Origin of the sequence: Streptococcus sp. CP1998, assembly GCF_041026655.1 — a bacterium.
In the GTDB taxonomy this organism is placed as follows: domain Bacteria; phylum Bacillota; class Bacilli; order Lactobacillales; family Streptococcaceae; genus Streptococcus; species Streptococcus dentalis.
Genome location: NZ_CP163380.1, coordinates 1,285,504 through 1,301,174 on the forward strand (window position 1 = coordinate 1,285,504; position 15,671 = coordinate 1,301,174).

Consider the following 15,671-nt stretch of genomic DNA (forward strand, 5'->3'; position numbering starts at 1 on the left):
TTAGTATAGGCTAATTTGATTTAAATTCCAAGAGAAATAACATTTTACATAAAAATCAGTGGGTATTTTACAATTTTTGCATATAATAGAGCTAAAAAACAATTGGTTTTAAGAATTCTTATCTGAAACATTCGGAAATTCCCCTTAACCGTAGCGGAAAGTTGTTTTCTTCTCCTATTTATAATAGACTATCACTAACATTAGATGAAAAGGTGACTCTATGACTATAAATCAACTGCTTCAAAAGCTGGAGCCTACTAGCCCTATCCTTCAAGCTAACTTTGGAATTGAACGCGAAAGTCTTCGTGTCGATAGACAGGGAAAATTAGCACATACGCCTCACCCTTCATGGCTAGGAGCTCGAAGTTTCCACCCTTATATTCAAACAGATTTTTGTGAGTTTCAGATGGAACTCATCACACCAGTTGCTAAATCTACCACTGAGGCTCGTCGATTTCTTGGAGCCATTACCGATGTAGCTGGACGTTCCATCAGTAAAGATGAACTTCTCTGGCCCTTGTCCATGCCTCCTCGTATCAACGCCCAAGAAATCCAAGTTGCCCAACTGGAAAATGAATTTGAACGCCATTATCGTAACTACCTGGCCGAAAAATACGGAACTAAACTACAAGCTATCTCAGGTATCCACTATAATATGGAACTAGGGAAAGATTTGGTTGAAGCCCTATTCCAAGAAAGTGACCAGATTGATATAATTGCTTTCAAAAACGCCCTCTATCTTAAGCTGGCTCAAAACTACTTGCGCTACCGTTGGGTGATTACCTATCTTTTTGGGGCTGCACCTATTGCTGAGCAAGGATTCTTCGACCAAGAAGTTCCAGAACCTGTGCGTTCCTTCCGTAACAGTGACCACGGCTATGTCAATAAGGAAGAAATACAAGTATCTTTTGCAAGCCTAGAAGACTATGTCTCTGCCATCGAAAACTATATCGAACAAGGTGATTTGATTGCGGAAAAGGAATTTTACTCGGCTGTTCGTTTCCGTGGACAAAAGGTTAATCGCTCCTTCCTTGACAAGGGAATCACCTACCTAGAATTCCGTAACTTCGACCTCAACCCCTTTGAGCGTATCGGTATTAGCCAAACTACCATGGATACCGTACACCTACTCCTTCTAGCCTTCCTCTGGCTGGATGCCCCTGAAAATGTTGATCAGGCTCTGGCTCAAGGTCACGCGCTGAATGAAAAAATTGCCCTCTCTCATCCTTTAGAACCTCTACCTTCTGAAGCTGAAACTCAGAACATTACGACAGCTCTAGACCAACTGGTGCAACATTTTGGGCTTGGTGACTATCATCAAGGGCTGGTCAAACAAGTTAAAGATGCCTTTGCAGATTCCAGTCAGACACTAGCTGCTCAACTTCTTCCTCATATCAAAGACAAGTCCCTTTCTGACTTTGCCCTTGACAAGGCGCTTGCCTATCATGATTACGACTGGACTGCCCACTATGCCCTTAAGGGTTATGAGGAGATGGAACTTTCTACCCAGATGCTGCTCTTTGATGCCATTCAAAAAGGGCTTCATTTTGAAATCCTAGATGAGCAGGATCAATTCCTTAAACTCTGGCATAAAGATCATGTTGAGTACGTCAAAAATGGTAACATGACCTCAAAAGACAACTATGTAGTTCCTCTTGCCATGGCTAATAAAACCGTGACCAAAAAAATCCTGGCTGATGCTGGCTTCCCTGTCCCTGCCGGCGACGAATTTACCAGTCTAGAACAAGGTCTAGCCTACTATCCTCTTATCAAGGGCAAGCAAATTGTGGTTAAACCAAAATCAACCAACTTCGGTCTGGGCATTTCCATTTTCCAAGAGCCTGCCAGCCTTGATAACTATAAGAAAGCTCTCGAGATTGCCTTTGAAGAAGATACAGCTGTTCTTGTTGAAGAATTTATCCCAGGAACCGAATACCGTTTCTTCATTCTGGACGGGCGTTGTGAGTCTGTCCTCCTTCGTGTCGCTGCTAATGTTGTCGGTGATGGCAAACACACCATTCGTGAATTAGTCGCTCAGAAAAATGCCAATCCATTGCGAGGCCGTGACCACCGCTCACCTCTGGAAATCATTAAGCTAGGAGACATCGAACAATTGATGTTGACTCAGCAAGGTTATGCACCTGATGATATTCTCCCAGAAGGGAAAAAGGTCAATCTCCGCCGTAACTCCAACATTTCTACGGGTGGTGACTCTATTGATGTCACTGAGACAATAGATTCCTCTTACCAAGAATTGGCAGCAGCTATGGCAACTAGCATGGGGGCCTGGGCTTGCGGGGTTGACCTCATCATTCCAGATAAAACTCAGCCTGCTAGCAAGGAAAAACCTCATTTCACTTGTATCGAGCTCAACTTCAATCCCGCTATGTATATTCACACCTATTGTGCTGAAGGTCCTGGACAAGCTATCACTCCAAAAATTCTAGACAAGCTTTTTCCAGAAGTTGCCACAAGTCAAACCTAAAACCTAATTCTTAGGAACAAACAAATCACCTTTATCTCGATGATATGATACCTCTTAAGTAGACAAGGTAAATACCTAAAATCTACGGCTTTTTGTCAACTTTAGTGGGTTGAAGAAAAGCTAAGCTCGAGAAAGGACAAATTTCGTCCTTTCTTTTTTGATATTCAGAGCGATGAAAATTCGCTTCTTGAAGTTTTCAAAGTTCCGAAAACCAAAGGCATTGCGTTTGATAAGTTTGATGAGATTATTAGTCGCTTCCAATTTTGCGTTGGAATAGGATAACTGAAGGTCATTGATGATTTTCCCTTTGTCCTTTAGAAATGTTTTAAAGACAGTCTGAAAAAGAGAATGAACCTTCTTTATATTGTCTTCAATGAGTCCAAAAAATTTCTCTGGTTCCTTATTCTGAAGGTGAAAAAGCAAGAGCTGATAGAGATTATAGTGGTATTTCAAGTCTTCTGAATAGCTCAAAAGCTTGTCTAGGATTTCTTTATTGCCTAAATTGTCAAATTAAGTTAGACTTTTCAAGTAACTCAGAAAAACTTGGTAGGGTGATTGAAATAGTTCTAATGGTAATTCATAGACTACCCTCTGTTCAGCTATTCCTCCTTCATCAGTAACAAAAAAATATTTCTCATGATGTCGCCAAATATGTTGTCCATAACCTTTTATTTCCTCAAACTTACTAACTTCTTCCCAGCCTAGTTTACTATATTTCATGTATGTTCTCCTCTTTGGGTACTAATATCTTTCATGATGCCTTCTGGCATATTTCCTGGGAAGGTTTGTCCTCCTGGTTTCCAAAAATCTTCAAAAGCAGATGCTTCATTTCCGCTTGGAATTCTTGTATGAGATTGATGAAATGCTTCTAATTTTAAAATTTGATGCATTTACTATGATTCCAAGTTTTCTATTTGATTTAAAAGCTCCCATAATCTATTATTGTAGGCTTCAATTTCTTCATTAATTTTTAGTCGTTCCAAATAATCATTCTTCCAAACAAAAAAGTCTGATAGACCTCCTCTTGGAGGATAAAGGATATCTTTAATTTCTCTTATTGTAGGGAGTGAGTCACCATTTTCCAATGCACATTCTAATCCTTGTAAAAATGAAATTTGTACATGAATTGTCCCATCATTGTATTGATTTAATAGTGGTAATATTAATTTGATATTATCTAATAATTCTTTTCGTTTCATTTCTTTCCTCACTAATTTAATGGTTTTGAGCTAATAACCTCTACACCTTCTATTTTCCACGGAGTTTCAATAAAAATTTGTTCATATTCCAAACCACCTTGATAGATGCCTCCTTGACTCGCAACAGGTCCTCTGTATATTGTTGTGCCAGCTGGTATTTTTATTTCGTAAACTGTATTTAAAGGAGAGCTACCAGTGTAGTTTCCTGAACGATCTGTCCAAATTGGTTTTACTGCCGTATTTATTCTAACTTCTATCTCAGAATGTGGGGCTGATTCTGTAAACCATTGCCCTAGCGGATTGCTTTGGTCGCCAGCTCGATATAATATTTTGGGAGACTTCAAAACTTCAACATCATACCGTCCCCCATAAAAATTAACATTAGGCTGACCTCTTAAATCATTTAGTGGACCAGGATTTGTATATGAATTATATTCATAAGTTTGCAAATCGGGATATTTAGATTGAATATTATTTACTACTGGTCCCTCAACATCTAAATTCTTAGGTGCAGGCTGAGGCTTGACTACCGGCTGAAGCCTCGTGGTTGAAAAGTCTTTAAACCCTGAATTCTCCCTCGCAAGCCTGCTTTCTTCTATATTTCGTAAAATATGTTCGCGATCATAAGGTTTTGTGGTTTCTGTTATAGTTTTACCATTGATATCTACCTTAAGGTTAACCTCAGGAATTACTGGATTCCTATTGAAGAATGGAATCTTCCCTTTTACCTTACTATATACATCCAAGAACGTTGTATAGGGGTTTATTGTAGTACTGATTATATCCAACATAAGTGGTTACCTTAAGGTAGCTCCTTAAAACTTTGTCCTATTTTTAATTTTCTACTATGTAAACTTGAAAACTCTTGACCTTACTGCCAACAACATGCTTTTCAACATCGCATTCCCACCAAGGAAGAATATCTTCTTCCAAAATTTCTAAAAATAAGTCTTTAGATGATAAGTCATCTTTTAAGAAGCTATCATAATTTTCAAGAATAAAGTTGTATTCTTCAGCTTTTATCCATGATAAGTCTGTCAGCCAATTTGTAATAGATGACCAATTATTGGCATCAGGAAGTCCGACATTTTTTTCAAGAAAACGAAATAGTTCTTCTTTGTTTTGGATCTGCTTCCCATCAAAATTTGCTACAAAGCCACTGAAAGGCAATCGATCTTGCATTTCAAGTTTCGTAATGTAATGAATTCTATTTTTCAGGATTTCAAACCTCTATTCTATTTTTTTAAAATGTTTTATAATGGTCTTCTGTTTTGAGTAAAATCTATTTTTGAATATCGATTTGAAAAAATAGGTTGATTCAAACTAAACTTGCTGGTTGCTGAGGAGGCCACATAACCTCCTACGATGTTCCCGATAAAGTTTGCAGTTTGAGCATCTTCTTCACTTCCACCTAGGAGTTTGGTCCCATGATAGACAACCTGACCACTTGTATAGAGATTTATTTCTCTTAGAATACAATATAATTATACAAAGTCTAATTGAATAGTTTGATTGCTCTCCATTTTTTTAGCTGTATTAATAATATTTTCTATTTCTCTTTGAGTTATCGGAAGATTCTCATGAGGAGGCTCCCATTGTGTCATACTATCTTTATAAACAACAAATTTTTTATTGATCAGCAATTCTCCTTGTGCTTTTATGAGGAAACCATTCTCTAAATCAAAAGTAATTGTTGATCTTGTTCCTGTAATTTTCATTTCTACCTCTCGAATATAATTTTTTCTACCCCTGTTTTAGGATCTATTGTTGTAACCTTAGTAACATTTGGATTGGCCTTCAATCTTGGTAGTTCGATGTTTTCCCAAATATTTCCTGGTCGTAGTTCGCTACCAACTACAGCTCTTATTTCACCAGATACTTGCTCTGCGTAAACATTCGAAGCTTCCTCCCAAGCTGTTACACTTGAAGGAGTATTAAAATCCCATTCAGGCATTACAATGTTCGTATCATCAATCGTAGATTCTAATGTAACTCCTCCTTTATTTTTTGCTATTTTTTTCGCAACATCCATTCCTCCAATGCCATCTGTTCGTCCTGACCAGAAAAAAGCCGTATCTGGATCAGTTTTCAATCTACCTCTTATTAACTCAACATCAAAGTCAGTTTGAGTAAAATCTATTTTTGAATATCTATTTGAAAAAACAGGAATTACTGGTTTCCTATTGAAGACAGGAATTTTCCCTTTTACCTTACTATATACATCCGAGAAAGATGTGTAGGGTTTATTGTAGTACTGATTATATCCAACATAAGATGTATACAAGGTACTTGCTAGTTGGAGGCTATCAGTAAAACCTCTCACCTTCTTGATATTTTTTGCACGATTGATTTCTTCCTGTGTAGCAGGTTTACCTGTAAAAGGATCAATACCTTCTTCAATTATATAATAATCATATTTAGTTTGAAAAGCAGGATCTCGCCAACTGAGCATTTTTTGACTATCTAAAAGGAAATAGCGGTCTAGTAGGTAATGATAATTAGCTCGCTCTGTTTCAGATTTAAATAGTTGTGCATATGGATTCACATGAGCCATGGAGATCAATGTTTTAAGTTCTGGGTAGGCCTCTTCTAACGCTTCTTGATCCATTGCATCGATACGTTTCCTAAATTTCGGGTCCACCTTGGCTAATTCTGAAGGTAATAATCCTAAACTTCATTATTCACATAAAAAGCTTAGTTGTGTAATATCTTTTTTCCAAACTAAAAAAACTCAAGCCAACTGACTTGAGTTTTCTTATTATCGATCATTGTAGCCATCTGGGTGGCTGGAATGCCAAGCCCAGGCTGTTTGGATAATGGTTTCGATATTATCAAATTTTGGTTGCCAGCCAAGGATGGCACGCGCCTTCTCAGATGATGCGATCAGGGTATCTGGATCTCCTGGTCTGCGATCAGCAATCTCAAGTGGGATCGGATGTCCCGTCACCTTGCGGGCTGCTTCTACGATTTGAAGATTGGAGAATCCGGTTGAAGATCCTAGGTTAAAGGCAGTCGATGGGTTGCCATTTCGGAGATACTCCACTGCTAAAAGGTGAGCATCTACCAAGTCAAAAGGATGGACATAGTCCCGAACATTGGTCCCATCTGGTGTCTGGTAGTCATCCCCAAAAATAGCGATCTTTTCGCGTTTTCCTTGGGCCACTTGCAAGACGATCGGCAAGAGATGGGTCTCTGGTCCATGGTCTTCTCCGATGGATCCATCTGGCTTGGCACCCGCTACATTAAAGTAACGAAGAGGCACATACTTGATGCCGTAGGCTTGATCAGCCCAGCGCATGATGGTTTCCATCATGAGCTTGCTTTCCCCATAAGGATTGATCGGTTTTTGTGGAGTGGTTTCAAGAATCGGAATTTCTTCTGGAATGCCGTAGGTAGCTGCGGTTGAAGAAAAGACGATGTAGTGTACCCCACATTCATGCATGACTTCCAAGAGCTTGACCATGCCAGCTGTATTGTTATCAAAGTATTTCAATGGATCTGCCATGGACTCGGCAACCAGTGAGTAGGCCGCAAAGTGGATGACCGCATCAATATCGGCATGTTCCTTAAAAACAGTGCGCATAAAGTCTTGATCCGCCAGGTCTCCTTGGTAAAAGACGGCATCTGGATGCACCGCTGCACGGTGGCCTGTGACCAAGCTATCGACCACGACGACTTTTTCCTGTCCTTCATTGACCAAACGGTCCACCATGTGGGAACCGATATAGCCAGCTCCTCCGAGTACGAGTATTGCCATTTGTTTTCCTTTCGCTTCTTTGTCTTCTCTCTTATTGTACCAAATTTCTGCCGCTTCTCCACACTTAAAGCGTCGCAACAAAGCGTCTAAAGGCAGCTTGTCCTTCTGCTGTTCGCTTGTAGACTCCAGCATCTTCGAGCACGCGCGCAAAAATCTGGCCGACTGATTCACGGACAAGGGCTTCTGCCTCTGCTTCGTCTGTGATGGCTGGGTGAGCAGCTTTCAAATCATCTGCCCAAGGCTGGTGGTAGGTCGCCACAGAGCTCTCACGTCCAAGCAAATAGTCTTGAACCTGCTTGAGCTCTTCTTTGAGGCGAGGTGGTAAAATGGCCAAGCCCATGACTTCGATCAGTCCGATATTTTCTTTTTTGATGTGTTGCACATCCGCATGTGGGTGATAAATGCCATCGGGATGCTCTGGTGAGGTTTGGTTGTCACGGAGCACCAAGTCCAGTTCATAATGCCCATCACGAATCCGTGCAATGGGGGTAATGGTATGGTGGGGCTGACCGTCGGATGCTGCTAAGACTTGAACTGCTGGGTCCGAGTAGCCTCGCCAGGCTGTGAGGATATGGTCTACCAGGGCAATCAATTGCGCCTTGTCATCTGAATTCAAACGAAGAACCGACATGGGCCAGTTAACAATTCCTACCGATACAGCTTCAAAGCCCTTAATGGTGAAACTTTCCTCTACAGGAGCTAACTCCATAGGGAAGGTGTGGCGTCCCCCTTGGTAATGGTCATGAGTCAGGATGGATCCCCCTACAATGGGCAGATCTGCATTGGACCCCGCAAAATAGCCTGGGAAAGTCTCGACAATGGTCAAGAGTCGCTCAAAGGTCTTGCGGCTAATGGCCATGGGCACATGCTGGCTATCGAGGAAAATGCAGTGTTCATTGAAGTAGGCATAAGGGGAATACTGAAAGCCCCAATCATGACCGTCCATATCAAAGCGAATAATCCTGTGATTGGCCCGAGCTGGATGGTCTAGGCGACCTTGATAGCCTTCATTTTCAAAGCACAATTGGCAGGCTGGATAATGACTGGCTTTGGCAAGCTTGGCCGCCGCAATGTCTTTAGGATCTTTTTCAGGTTTTGATAGATTGATGGTGATTTCAAGAGAACCGTAGGGAGTTTCTGCCTCAAAGGCAATATTTTGCGCAATGGCCTCTACCTTGATGTAATCATTGCGCTTAGAGAGGGCATAGAAATCCGCAATCGCGTCTTCCTTAGACTGACGGTAGGTCTCCCAGAAACAATGGTTGACTTGACTAGGGCTAGGGGTGATCCAATCCATCAACTCCGCACCCAAACTGTCTTTTGCGGCCATGCTGTCTTGGATCTTGTTATTTGCAACAGCGATCTCTACCAGCTGATCTTTGAGCGCAATCAAGTCTGCCTTATGAGCTGGAGCGTCTAGCCCTTCTTCTCCAACGCGACTCATGACGCGATTTTTTAGATAAATCCGATCCATCTCTTCGTAGTCACTTGCCGCAATGACGGCTGTGACAAATGCATCCAAAATTCCCTGATTCATTGATTCTCCTTCTTACGTTTTAAATAGTCTCTGACAGCATCCAAATCCTGGAAAACTTGTTCTGCTTTAGTTAAGAAAGACTGTGCTGGTACTTTTAAATCTGGAACACATATGACTGGGATTCCAGCCCGATAGGCTGCTTCAATCCCTGCCTCACTATCCTCTAGTACTAAGCAATTCTCTGGTAAAGCATTCAAATCACTTCAAGCCTTTAAAAATATATCTGGGTAAGGTTTACTTCGTTTGACATCTTTTGCAAAAACTAAATGGTCAAATAGGGACAGGATCCCATTGCTATCCAAGATCATTCTAGCCCGAGATTCAACACTTGAAGTTGCTAGGGCGATTGGGATGCCCTCTGTTTTCAAAAAAGTAAGTAAATTCTTAGCACCTTTTTTTAAATGAACACCTTGGGCTAAGATTTTAGCTTCCAGTTCATAAACTCTATCCAAGGTTTGGTCAAAGTTCCAGGGTAAATCATAGGTATTCAAAAATCGTTGAACATTCTCCTCTTCCTTATGTCCGCTGTATTCTCTAGAATAAGTTTCTTCTGTGAAAGGAATTCCAAAATCTCTAAGAAATTCTTGATAAACTTTTAGAGAAATGATTTCCGTATCAGCTAATAAACCATCTAAATCAAATATTACAGCTTCCATTATTATCACCTAGTCTAAAACCCGTGTCCCTGCCGCAACTTCTGCAATATAAAAGCTAGGCGCATAGCCAACGACTTCTTCATATCGTTTGCCGACAGCTTCTTCAAATGCTTCTACTTTATCTTTGTTTACAAGGGCGATGGCACAACCACCAAAGCCTGCTCCTGTCATACGAGCTCCCAAGACGCCTTCTTGTTCCCAGGCTGTATGCACCAAGGTATCCAATTCTAGACCTGTCACTTCGTAGTCATGCTCCAAAGATACGTGGGAAGCATTCATGAGACGGCCAAAGCCTTCCAAATTACCTGCTTCAAGTGCCTTACGAGCTTGGAGAGTCCGTTGGTTTTCAAGTACAGCATGACGAGCCCGTTTGATGCGGTTTTCATCCTGGATCAAGTAGCTGTAGGCATCAAAAGCCCAGAGATCCAATTCCCCTAAGGTTTGGATATCCAATTTTTCTTGGAGTTCAGAGACGGCGGTTTCACATTCTGCACGACGTTCATTGTATTTGGAATCCGCTAATTCCCGGCGTTTGTTGGTATTCATGATGACTACGACATTGTCTTTGAGGTCCAGCGGTACCAGATCATACTCTAGGGTGTTGGTATCGAGATAAATAGCCCGTTGATCAGCCCCCATACCGATGGCAAATTGGTCCATGATCCCAGAGTTGACTCCGATGAAGTGATTTTCGGTTTGTTTCCCGATCTTGACCAGATCTAGACGATCTAAGTGAAGATCATATAGTTTCTCAGCGATGACGCCAATCAAGAGCTCAAGAGAAGCTGAAGAGGAGAGGCCTGATCCATTTGGAATATTGCCATAAACATAGACATCCATACCGCTATCAATGACATGACCCGCTTCTTGCAAGAAGTGGAGCACGCCTTTTGGATAGTTGGTCCAGTTGTGCTCTTTTTCAAAGTGGAGGTTTTCAAGTGGGACTTCAATGATCCCCTTGTCTTCAAAGTTTCCTGAGAAGAAACGCAAGACCTTGTCCTCGCGCTTTCTGGTCGCTCCGTAGGTACCAAGTGTGATGGTCGCCGGGAAGACATGGCCACCATTATAGTCAGTGTGTTCACCAATCAGATTAATCCGTCCTGGTGAAAAGAAAGTGTGATCTGCTTCTGCTCCAAAGACTGTTTGAAAAGCTTCCCGAAGTTCTTGAGTATTCATTGAGATTACCTCACTTATATAGTTATTTACCACTAGTGTAACCCCTTTCATGCAACAAATCAATTATTTTACTAAAGTTTTAGTAAAATTCACTAATATGACGAAACCTATGATATACTAGAAGAAAGAAGGAGAAAACGAATGGCCACATTAAAGGATATTGCTAACCTCGCAGACGTATCCATCGCCACTGTCTCTCGTGTTCTGAACCAAGATGCCAGTCTTTCTGTAACGGAGGAAACCCGCCACAGAATTTTGACTGTTGCTGACGAACTAGGCTACACCAGACATCAGAAAAGTGGGAACTTTAAAAAAGAAAAACAGCAAATTGTCATCATCCAATGGAAAAGTGAAGAGGGAGAGCTGGACGACCTCTACTATTACAACATCCGCTTAGGCATTGAAAAAAGAGCACAGGATCTCGACTATGGGATTCTCCGCTATTTCAATGATATTCCTTTTCGATTAGGTGAGGAAGTTATTGGGGTCCTTTGTATCGGAAAGTTTAGTAGGGTTCAGATTGTTGAGTTAGAAAGGCTAGACAAACCTCTGGTTTTTGTCGATAGTAACACCCTTAACCAAGGTCACCCTTGCGTCGCGACTGAATTTGAAAATGCTGTACAGACTGCTCTTTCCTATTTACGAAAACAAGGCTGTCAAACAATTGGGCTCCTTAGCGGTGAGGAAAAAACAACTGACCTATTGGAAAGTATTCCCGATCCTCGGCGACGAGCCTATCGAAACTATTGTATTGAAAGAAGTATTTATCACCCTGAACTCATCCTCACTGGAAGTTTTACAGCTCAATCAGGCTATGACCTCATTTCCTCTAAGCTTCAGTCTGGCTTACACTTACCAGATGCCTATTTTGCTGCGAGTGATAGTTTAGCCATTGGGGCTCTCCGGGCTTTTCAAGAGGCCGGCATTAAGGTCCCTGATGATATCCAACTCATTTCCTTTAATGATACCAGTTTAGCCAAGCAAGTCTTTCCTCCCCTCTCTACCATCACCGTTTTTACAGAAGAAATGGGACGAACCGCAATGGATGTACTAAATAAACAAGTCCTATCTCCGAGAGAAATACCAACCCTCACTATGCTAGGAACCAAGCTAACTATTAGAGAAAGTACGAAGAATGGATGATCCTCCATCCTTTCCAAGAATAAAAAACTATGAAAACACACGAAATCCTCTTTCAAACCCTTTCTCAGGCAGATGATTATGTCAATGGGGAGCAGCTGGCAAAAGAACTAGGTGTTTCCCGCACCTCCATCTGGAAGGCTATTCAGCGCCTGGAAAAAGATGGGGTCGTCATCGAATCTCTAAAAAAGAAGGGCTACAAACTGGTCTCAGGCGATATTCTGCTTCCTGCAGTGATTGCAAGCAATACCCAATTGACCGTTTCCTTAAACGAACAATGTAGCTCCACCCAATTGGACGCCAAATTAGGCATAGAAACCCATAAAGAAGGCAAGGCCCTCTACCTGGCCAATTCGCAATCCGCTGGAAAGGGCCGCTTTGGTCGTGACTACTACTGCCCTGATCAAGGGGGCATCTACATGTCCCTTCATCTCAAGCCTCAACTGCCACCTGCGGAGCTCCCTCCTTATACCTTGATGGTCGCTGGAGCTATCTACAAGGCTATTAAAAACTTGACCCTGATCGATATCGATATCAAATGGGTCAATGATATTTACTACCGCCATAAAAAAATTGGGGGAATCCTCACCGAAGCTATCACGTCGATTGAGACTGGTCTCGTCACGGATGTTATTATCGGAGTCGGTCTTAATTTGGCTATCCCTACTTTTCCAGATGAGCTACAAACCAAGGCTGGTTCCTTATTTGAAGGACCTTGTCCCATCACCCGCAATGACCTCATCAGTGAGATCTGGAAAGAATTCTTCCAAACGGATATCGATGAACTGGTCTACCTCTACAAAGAGTGCTCCCTGGTCCTAGGACGAACTGTCACTTTCGAGCAAAATCAGCAAACCTATCAAGGCATCGCCAAAGATATCTCTGATACCGGCCAACTCTTGGTCCAATTAGAAAATCAAGAAGAAATCTGGCTCAATAGCGGAGAAATCTCCTTGACGAAATGGTGAAATGAAGTATAGAAAAAGCCACCTGAGGGTGGTATTTTGATTGTTTCATCTACTTTCCATTATGCTCTCTTTGGAAAGCTTCCATAGCCTTGAACTGTTCAAGCTCTTTTTCATTCGCTTGTTGCTTGCCGAGATATTTAGCTGTTAATGAATGGGGTGGTAAAGATTTAGCTCGACGTGAAAATAGCATGGCTGGTCTTGCTTACTATGTGGTTGAAGTTGAGAATAAAGAGGAGTTGTTGAAAGTATTTGCTCAATCTCAAACTAACAAGGCGATAACTAAGTGGTTTACGTCTGCAGAATTCAGCGTGACTGACAAAGATGGTATTGTTGCGCGAGTTAGAGTAGAGAACTAGGAGGCTTTATCTTTAAGAGAAGTGATACTTTTGACAAAGGGCTTTATTAGAGATATAATGTAAAAAAATCGTTTAAGGATAAATAGATGACAAAATCAAAGTACATTACACGCCTCAAACGCTCAGAAGGTCAATTGCGGGGTATCCAAAAAATGATGGAGGAAGAGCGGGATTGTGTCGATATCATCACCCAATTAACAGCAGTTCGTTCAAGCGTTGATCGTATTATTGAGTTGATGATAACCGAGAATTTAACAGCTTGTATTAATGAACCTTTAGGCGACCCTCAAGCGCAGAAGGAAAGATTGGAAAAGGCAGTTAAATACTTGATTAAACGGAAGTAACAGAATAAAGGCTTACTTGAAAAGTTGATAGAATAGTAAAAGAGCAGTTAGTTTTCTTTAGAGTAAACCAACTGCTCTTTTTGTATTTGATTTATTCTACATCACCGGGCCAGGCATTCATACCACCTTCTACATTGGTAACGGTGAGGCCTTGGGCGCTGAGAAATTGACAGGCAGAGGCGGAACGTACTCCACCTTGACAGATGACATGGTATTCATGGTCAGGTTTGAGTTCTTTGTAGCCTTGTTCCAAGGTACTTAACGGAAGATTTTTGGCACCTGGTGCATGTCCTGCTTGGAATTCATGTACTTCACGAACATCGATAAGGTCTAGATTTTCATGTTGATATTTTTCATAAAAGTCAGCCATGCTGATATTAGTTACCATATTCTACTCCTTCTGGGTTAGCCATTTTGTATAGTGAATAAGCGCCGTCAAGGTTTTGGACGGTAAATCCTGCTTGCTTGAGGATACGCTCTGCGATATAGCTGCGCAAACCACTGTGGCAGCTAACGATGTAGGCTTGGTTCTTGTCTAGTTCATCCAAGCGTTTCCGTAGTTCGTTTAGGGGGAGGTGGATGGTGTCAACCTTAAGTCGACCACTTTGGAATTCGCCACTGGTCCGCACATCTAGGAATTTCTTTCCTTTAGCCAGTTCGTCTTCGAGCTGGTACCATTGAATATTGTCGCTGAGACCTTCGATAAGGTTTAAGGCTGCGTAGCCCAGCATATTGACGGGATCCTTGGCAGAACCAAATGGTGGCGCATAGGTGAACTCTAACTCTGGTAAGTCAAAGACGGTGAGATTTCCCTTGATAGCAGTTGCTAGGATATCGATTCGTTTGTCAACACCTTTCTTCCCAACTCCTTGGGCACCATAAATTTTTCCAGTGTTTGGGTCAAAGAGGAGCTTCAAGGTCATATCAGTAGCGCCAGGATAATAACCAGCGTGGTCTTTACCGCTGACATGAAGCGCCTTGTAAGGAAATTGATTCATGCGAAGGATACGCTCGCTGAGACCAGTCGAAGCAGCTGTCATATCAAAGGCACGAACGATAGCAGCGCCGATACTGCCCTTGTTTGTACGACCGAGTCCTGCGATGACGTCCGCCACTTGGCGTCCCTGACGATTGGCAGGAGAAGCGAGAGAGATGAGAGCATCTTGACCTGTAATCTCTTGCTTGACGACGATTGCATCCCCAACTGCAAAAATATCTTTTTGACTGGTTTCGTAGTTTTCGTTGACGAGGATACCACCTCGAAGTCCCAGCTCAATCCCCGCAGCTTTGGCCAGTCTGTTTTCAGGTTCAACACCGACAGAAAGGATGGTGAGGTCAGAAGTGATCTTTTGACCATTTTCGAGAATGATGATTTTTCCTTGGTCTTCAAATCGAGTCGCAGATTGAGAAGTGATAACACGGACACCGTTTGCCAGTAATTCTGCTTGGACAAAGGCTGCCATTTCCTGATCTAATGGTGGCAAGACATGAGGAGCTTTTTCGACGATGGTGACTTGCAATCCCCGTTTCGACAGGTTTTCAGCCATTTCAAGCCCGATAAAGCCTGCACCGATAACGACAGCTTCTTTTGGATGCTTGTCCAAGGCGGCCATAATCTCGTCAAGATCGGGAACATTGCGGAGTGTGTAGGCATTCTTAGCTTCTGCCAAACCTTCAATGGTAGGAACAAATGGTTTAGCTCCTGGGGAGAGGATCAACTTGTCGTAGCTTTCTGTGAATTCCTGTCCATCATGGCGTACGGTCACAGTGTGCTCTGCTGGTGAAATCTGGATAACCTCGTGAAATGGTCGCACATCGAGGTTAAAGCGTGCCTTGAGACTTTCAGGAGTTTGGACCAATAAACTATCACGGTTTGCAATTTCTCCTGAAACATAGTAAGGAAGGCCACAGTTGGCAAAGGAAACAAAGGGCCCTTTCTCAAAAATAATGATCTCAGCGTCTTCCATGAGACGTCTGAGACGGGTTGCTGCTGACATACCGCCTGCAACTCCTCCGACAATGATAATTTTCATTGGCTTTCTCCTTTAAACTT

General features: G+C 42.1%; 16 protein-coding genes and 4 pseudogenes. 5 read left to right on the forward strand and 15 right to left on the reverse strand.

All coding sequences use genetic code 11. The features are described from left to right. Nucleotides 1–220: 220 nt before the first annotated feature. A complete protein-coding gene (gshAB, locus tag AB4X21_RS06605) occupies nucleotides 221–2,485 on the forward strand; it encodes a bifunctional glutamate--cysteine ligase GshA/glutathione synthetase GshB (RefSeq protein ID WP_195487817.1) in 2,265 nt (754 codons plus the stop codon). A gap of 120 nt (nucleotides 2,486–2,605) precedes the next feature. On the opposite strand, the pseudogene AB4X21_RS06610 reads toward gshAB, so the two are convergent. The 12 genes and pseudogenes from AB4X21_RS06610 to AB4X21_RS06665 form a co-directional block, all read right to left on the reverse strand. Beyond that, nucleotides 2,606–2,989: pseudogene (locus tag AB4X21_RS06610) on the reverse strand (ISL3 family transposase); the annotation flags it as partial. Between the two features lie 6 nt (nucleotides 2,990–2,995). Then, nucleotides 2,996–3,205 carry a hypothetical protein gene (locus tag AB4X21_RS06615; RefSeq protein WP_031573799.1) on the reverse strand — a complete coding sequence of 70 codons (210 nt, stop codon included), beginning with the start codon at nucleotides 3,203–3,205 and terminating at the stop codon, nucleotides 2,996–2,998. Continuing rightward, the gene (locus tag AB4X21_RS06620) at nucleotides 3,202–3,375 is read right to left on the reverse strand and encodes a hypothetical protein (protein ID WP_195487816.1); all 174 of its coding nucleotides are present in this window, start codon (nucleotides 3,373–3,375) and stop codon (nucleotides 3,202–3,204) included. The genes AB4X21_RS06615 and AB4X21_RS06620 overlap by 4 nt, the downstream gene beginning before the upstream one ends. Nucleotides 3,376–3,378: 3 nt before the next feature. Continuing rightward, a complete protein-coding gene (locus AB4X21_RS06625; protein WP_003007809.1) occupies nucleotides 3,379–3,684 on the reverse strand; it encodes a hypothetical protein in 306 nt (101 codons plus the stop codon). A gap of 11 nt (nucleotides 3,685–3,695) precedes the next feature. Further along, nucleotides 3,696–4,475 carry a hypothetical protein gene (locus tag AB4X21_RS06630; protein WP_320910600.1) on the reverse strand — a complete coding sequence of 260 codons (780 nt, stop codon included), beginning with the start codon at nucleotides 4,473–4,475 and terminating at the stop codon, nucleotides 3,696–3,698. Nucleotides 4,476–4,518: 43 nt separating this feature from the next. Beyond that, a complete protein-coding gene (locus tag AB4X21_RS06635) occupies nucleotides 4,519–4,866 on the reverse strand; it encodes a barstar family protein (RefSeq protein ID WP_155124809.1) in 348 nt (115 codons plus the stop codon). Nucleotides 4,867–5,168: 302 nt separating this feature from the next. After that, on the reverse strand, nucleotides 5,169–5,402 hold the full coding sequence (locus tag AB4X21_RS06640; RefSeq protein WP_024056346.1) for an Imm74 family immunity protein: 234 nt from the start codon (nucleotides 5,400–5,402) through the stop codon (nucleotides 5,169–5,171). Nucleotides 5,403–5,404: 2 nt separating this feature from the next. Then, nucleotides 5,405–6,355: pseudogene (locus AB4X21_RS06645) on the reverse strand (hypothetical protein); the annotation flags it as partial. Nucleotides 6,356–6,442: 87 nt separating this feature from the next. Beyond that, on the reverse strand, nucleotides 6,443–7,441 hold the full coding sequence (gene galE, locus AB4X21_RS06650) for a UDP-glucose 4-epimerase GalE (RefSeq protein ID WP_155172106.1): 999 nt from the start codon (nucleotides 7,439–7,441) through the stop codon (nucleotides 6,443–6,445). A 64-nt stretch (nucleotides 7,442–7,505) separates the two neighbouring features. After that, the gene (galT, locus tag AB4X21_RS06655; protein ID WP_155172108.1) at nucleotides 7,506–8,978 is read right to left on the reverse strand and encodes a UDP-glucose--hexose-1-phosphate uridylyltransferase; all 1,473 of its coding nucleotides are present in this window, start codon (nucleotides 8,976–8,978) and stop codon (nucleotides 7,506–7,508) included. Further along, nucleotides 8,975–9,634, reverse strand: a pseudogene (locus AB4X21_RS06660) (HAD family hydrolase). Before AB4X21_RS06660 ends, galT begins: the two are co-directional and overlap by 4 nt. A 9-nt stretch (nucleotides 9,635–9,643) precedes the next feature. Beyond that, on the reverse strand, nucleotides 9,644–10,810 hold the full coding sequence (locus tag AB4X21_RS06665; protein ID WP_369087692.1) for a galactokinase: 1,167 nt from the start codon (nucleotides 10,808–10,810) through the stop codon (nucleotides 9,644–9,646). Between the two features lie 141 nt (nucleotides 10,811–10,951). On the opposite strand from AB4X21_RS06665, the gene AB4X21_RS06670 reads away from it, so the two are divergent. Further along, entirely contained in the window at nucleotides 10,952–11,953 is a 1,002-nt protein-coding gene (locus tag AB4X21_RS06670; protein ID WP_155172112.1) for a LacI family DNA-binding transcriptional regulator, read from the forward strand. A 29-nt stretch (nucleotides 11,954–11,982) separates the two neighbouring features. Next, on the forward strand, nucleotides 11,983–12,918 hold the full coding sequence (birA, locus tag AB4X21_RS06675) for a bifunctional biotin--[acetyl-CoA-carboxylase] ligase/biotin operon repressor BirA (protein ID WP_369087693.1): 936 nt from the start codon (nucleotides 11,983–11,985) through the stop codon (nucleotides 12,916–12,918). A 49-nt stretch (nucleotides 12,919–12,967) separates the two neighbouring features. On the opposite strand, the pseudogene AB4X21_RS06680 reads toward birA, so the two are convergent. Beyond that, nucleotides 12,968–13,057 (reverse strand): annotated as a pseudogene (locus AB4X21_RS06680) (TIGR01741 family protein); the annotation flags it as partial. On the opposite strand from AB4X21_RS06680, the gene AB4X21_RS06685 reads away from it, so the two are divergent. Further along, a complete protein-coding gene (locus tag AB4X21_RS06685) occupies nucleotides 13,044–13,274 on the forward strand; it encodes a hypothetical protein (RefSeq protein ID WP_369088385.1) in 231 nt (76 codons plus the stop codon). The pseudogene AB4X21_RS06680 and the gene AB4X21_RS06685 sit on opposite strands and share 14 nt — an antisense overlap. Nucleotides 13,275–13,360: 86 nt before the next feature. Further along, nucleotides 13,361–13,618, forward strand: coding sequence for a metal-sensitive transcriptional regulator (locus AB4X21_RS06690; RefSeq protein ID WP_003002739.1), 258 nt, complete (start codon nucleotides 13,361–13,363; stop codon nucleotides 13,616–13,618). Nucleotides 13,619–13,709: 91 nt separating this feature from the next. Here AB4X21_RS06690 and AB4X21_RS06695 read toward each other — a convergent pair whose 3' ends face one another. Continuing rightward, a complete protein-coding gene (locus AB4X21_RS06695; RefSeq protein ID WP_151378753.1) occupies nucleotides 13,710–14,006 on the reverse strand; it encodes a rhodanese-like domain-containing protein in 297 nt (98 codons plus the stop codon). Then, nucleotides 13,996–15,651, reverse strand: coding sequence for an FAD-dependent oxidoreductase (locus AB4X21_RS06700; RefSeq protein ID WP_369087694.1), 1,656 nt, complete (start codon nucleotides 15,649–15,651; stop codon nucleotides 13,996–13,998). Before AB4X21_RS06700 ends, AB4X21_RS06695 begins: the two co-directional genes overlap by 11 nt. Nucleotides 15,652–15,671 lie beyond the last annotated feature (20 nt).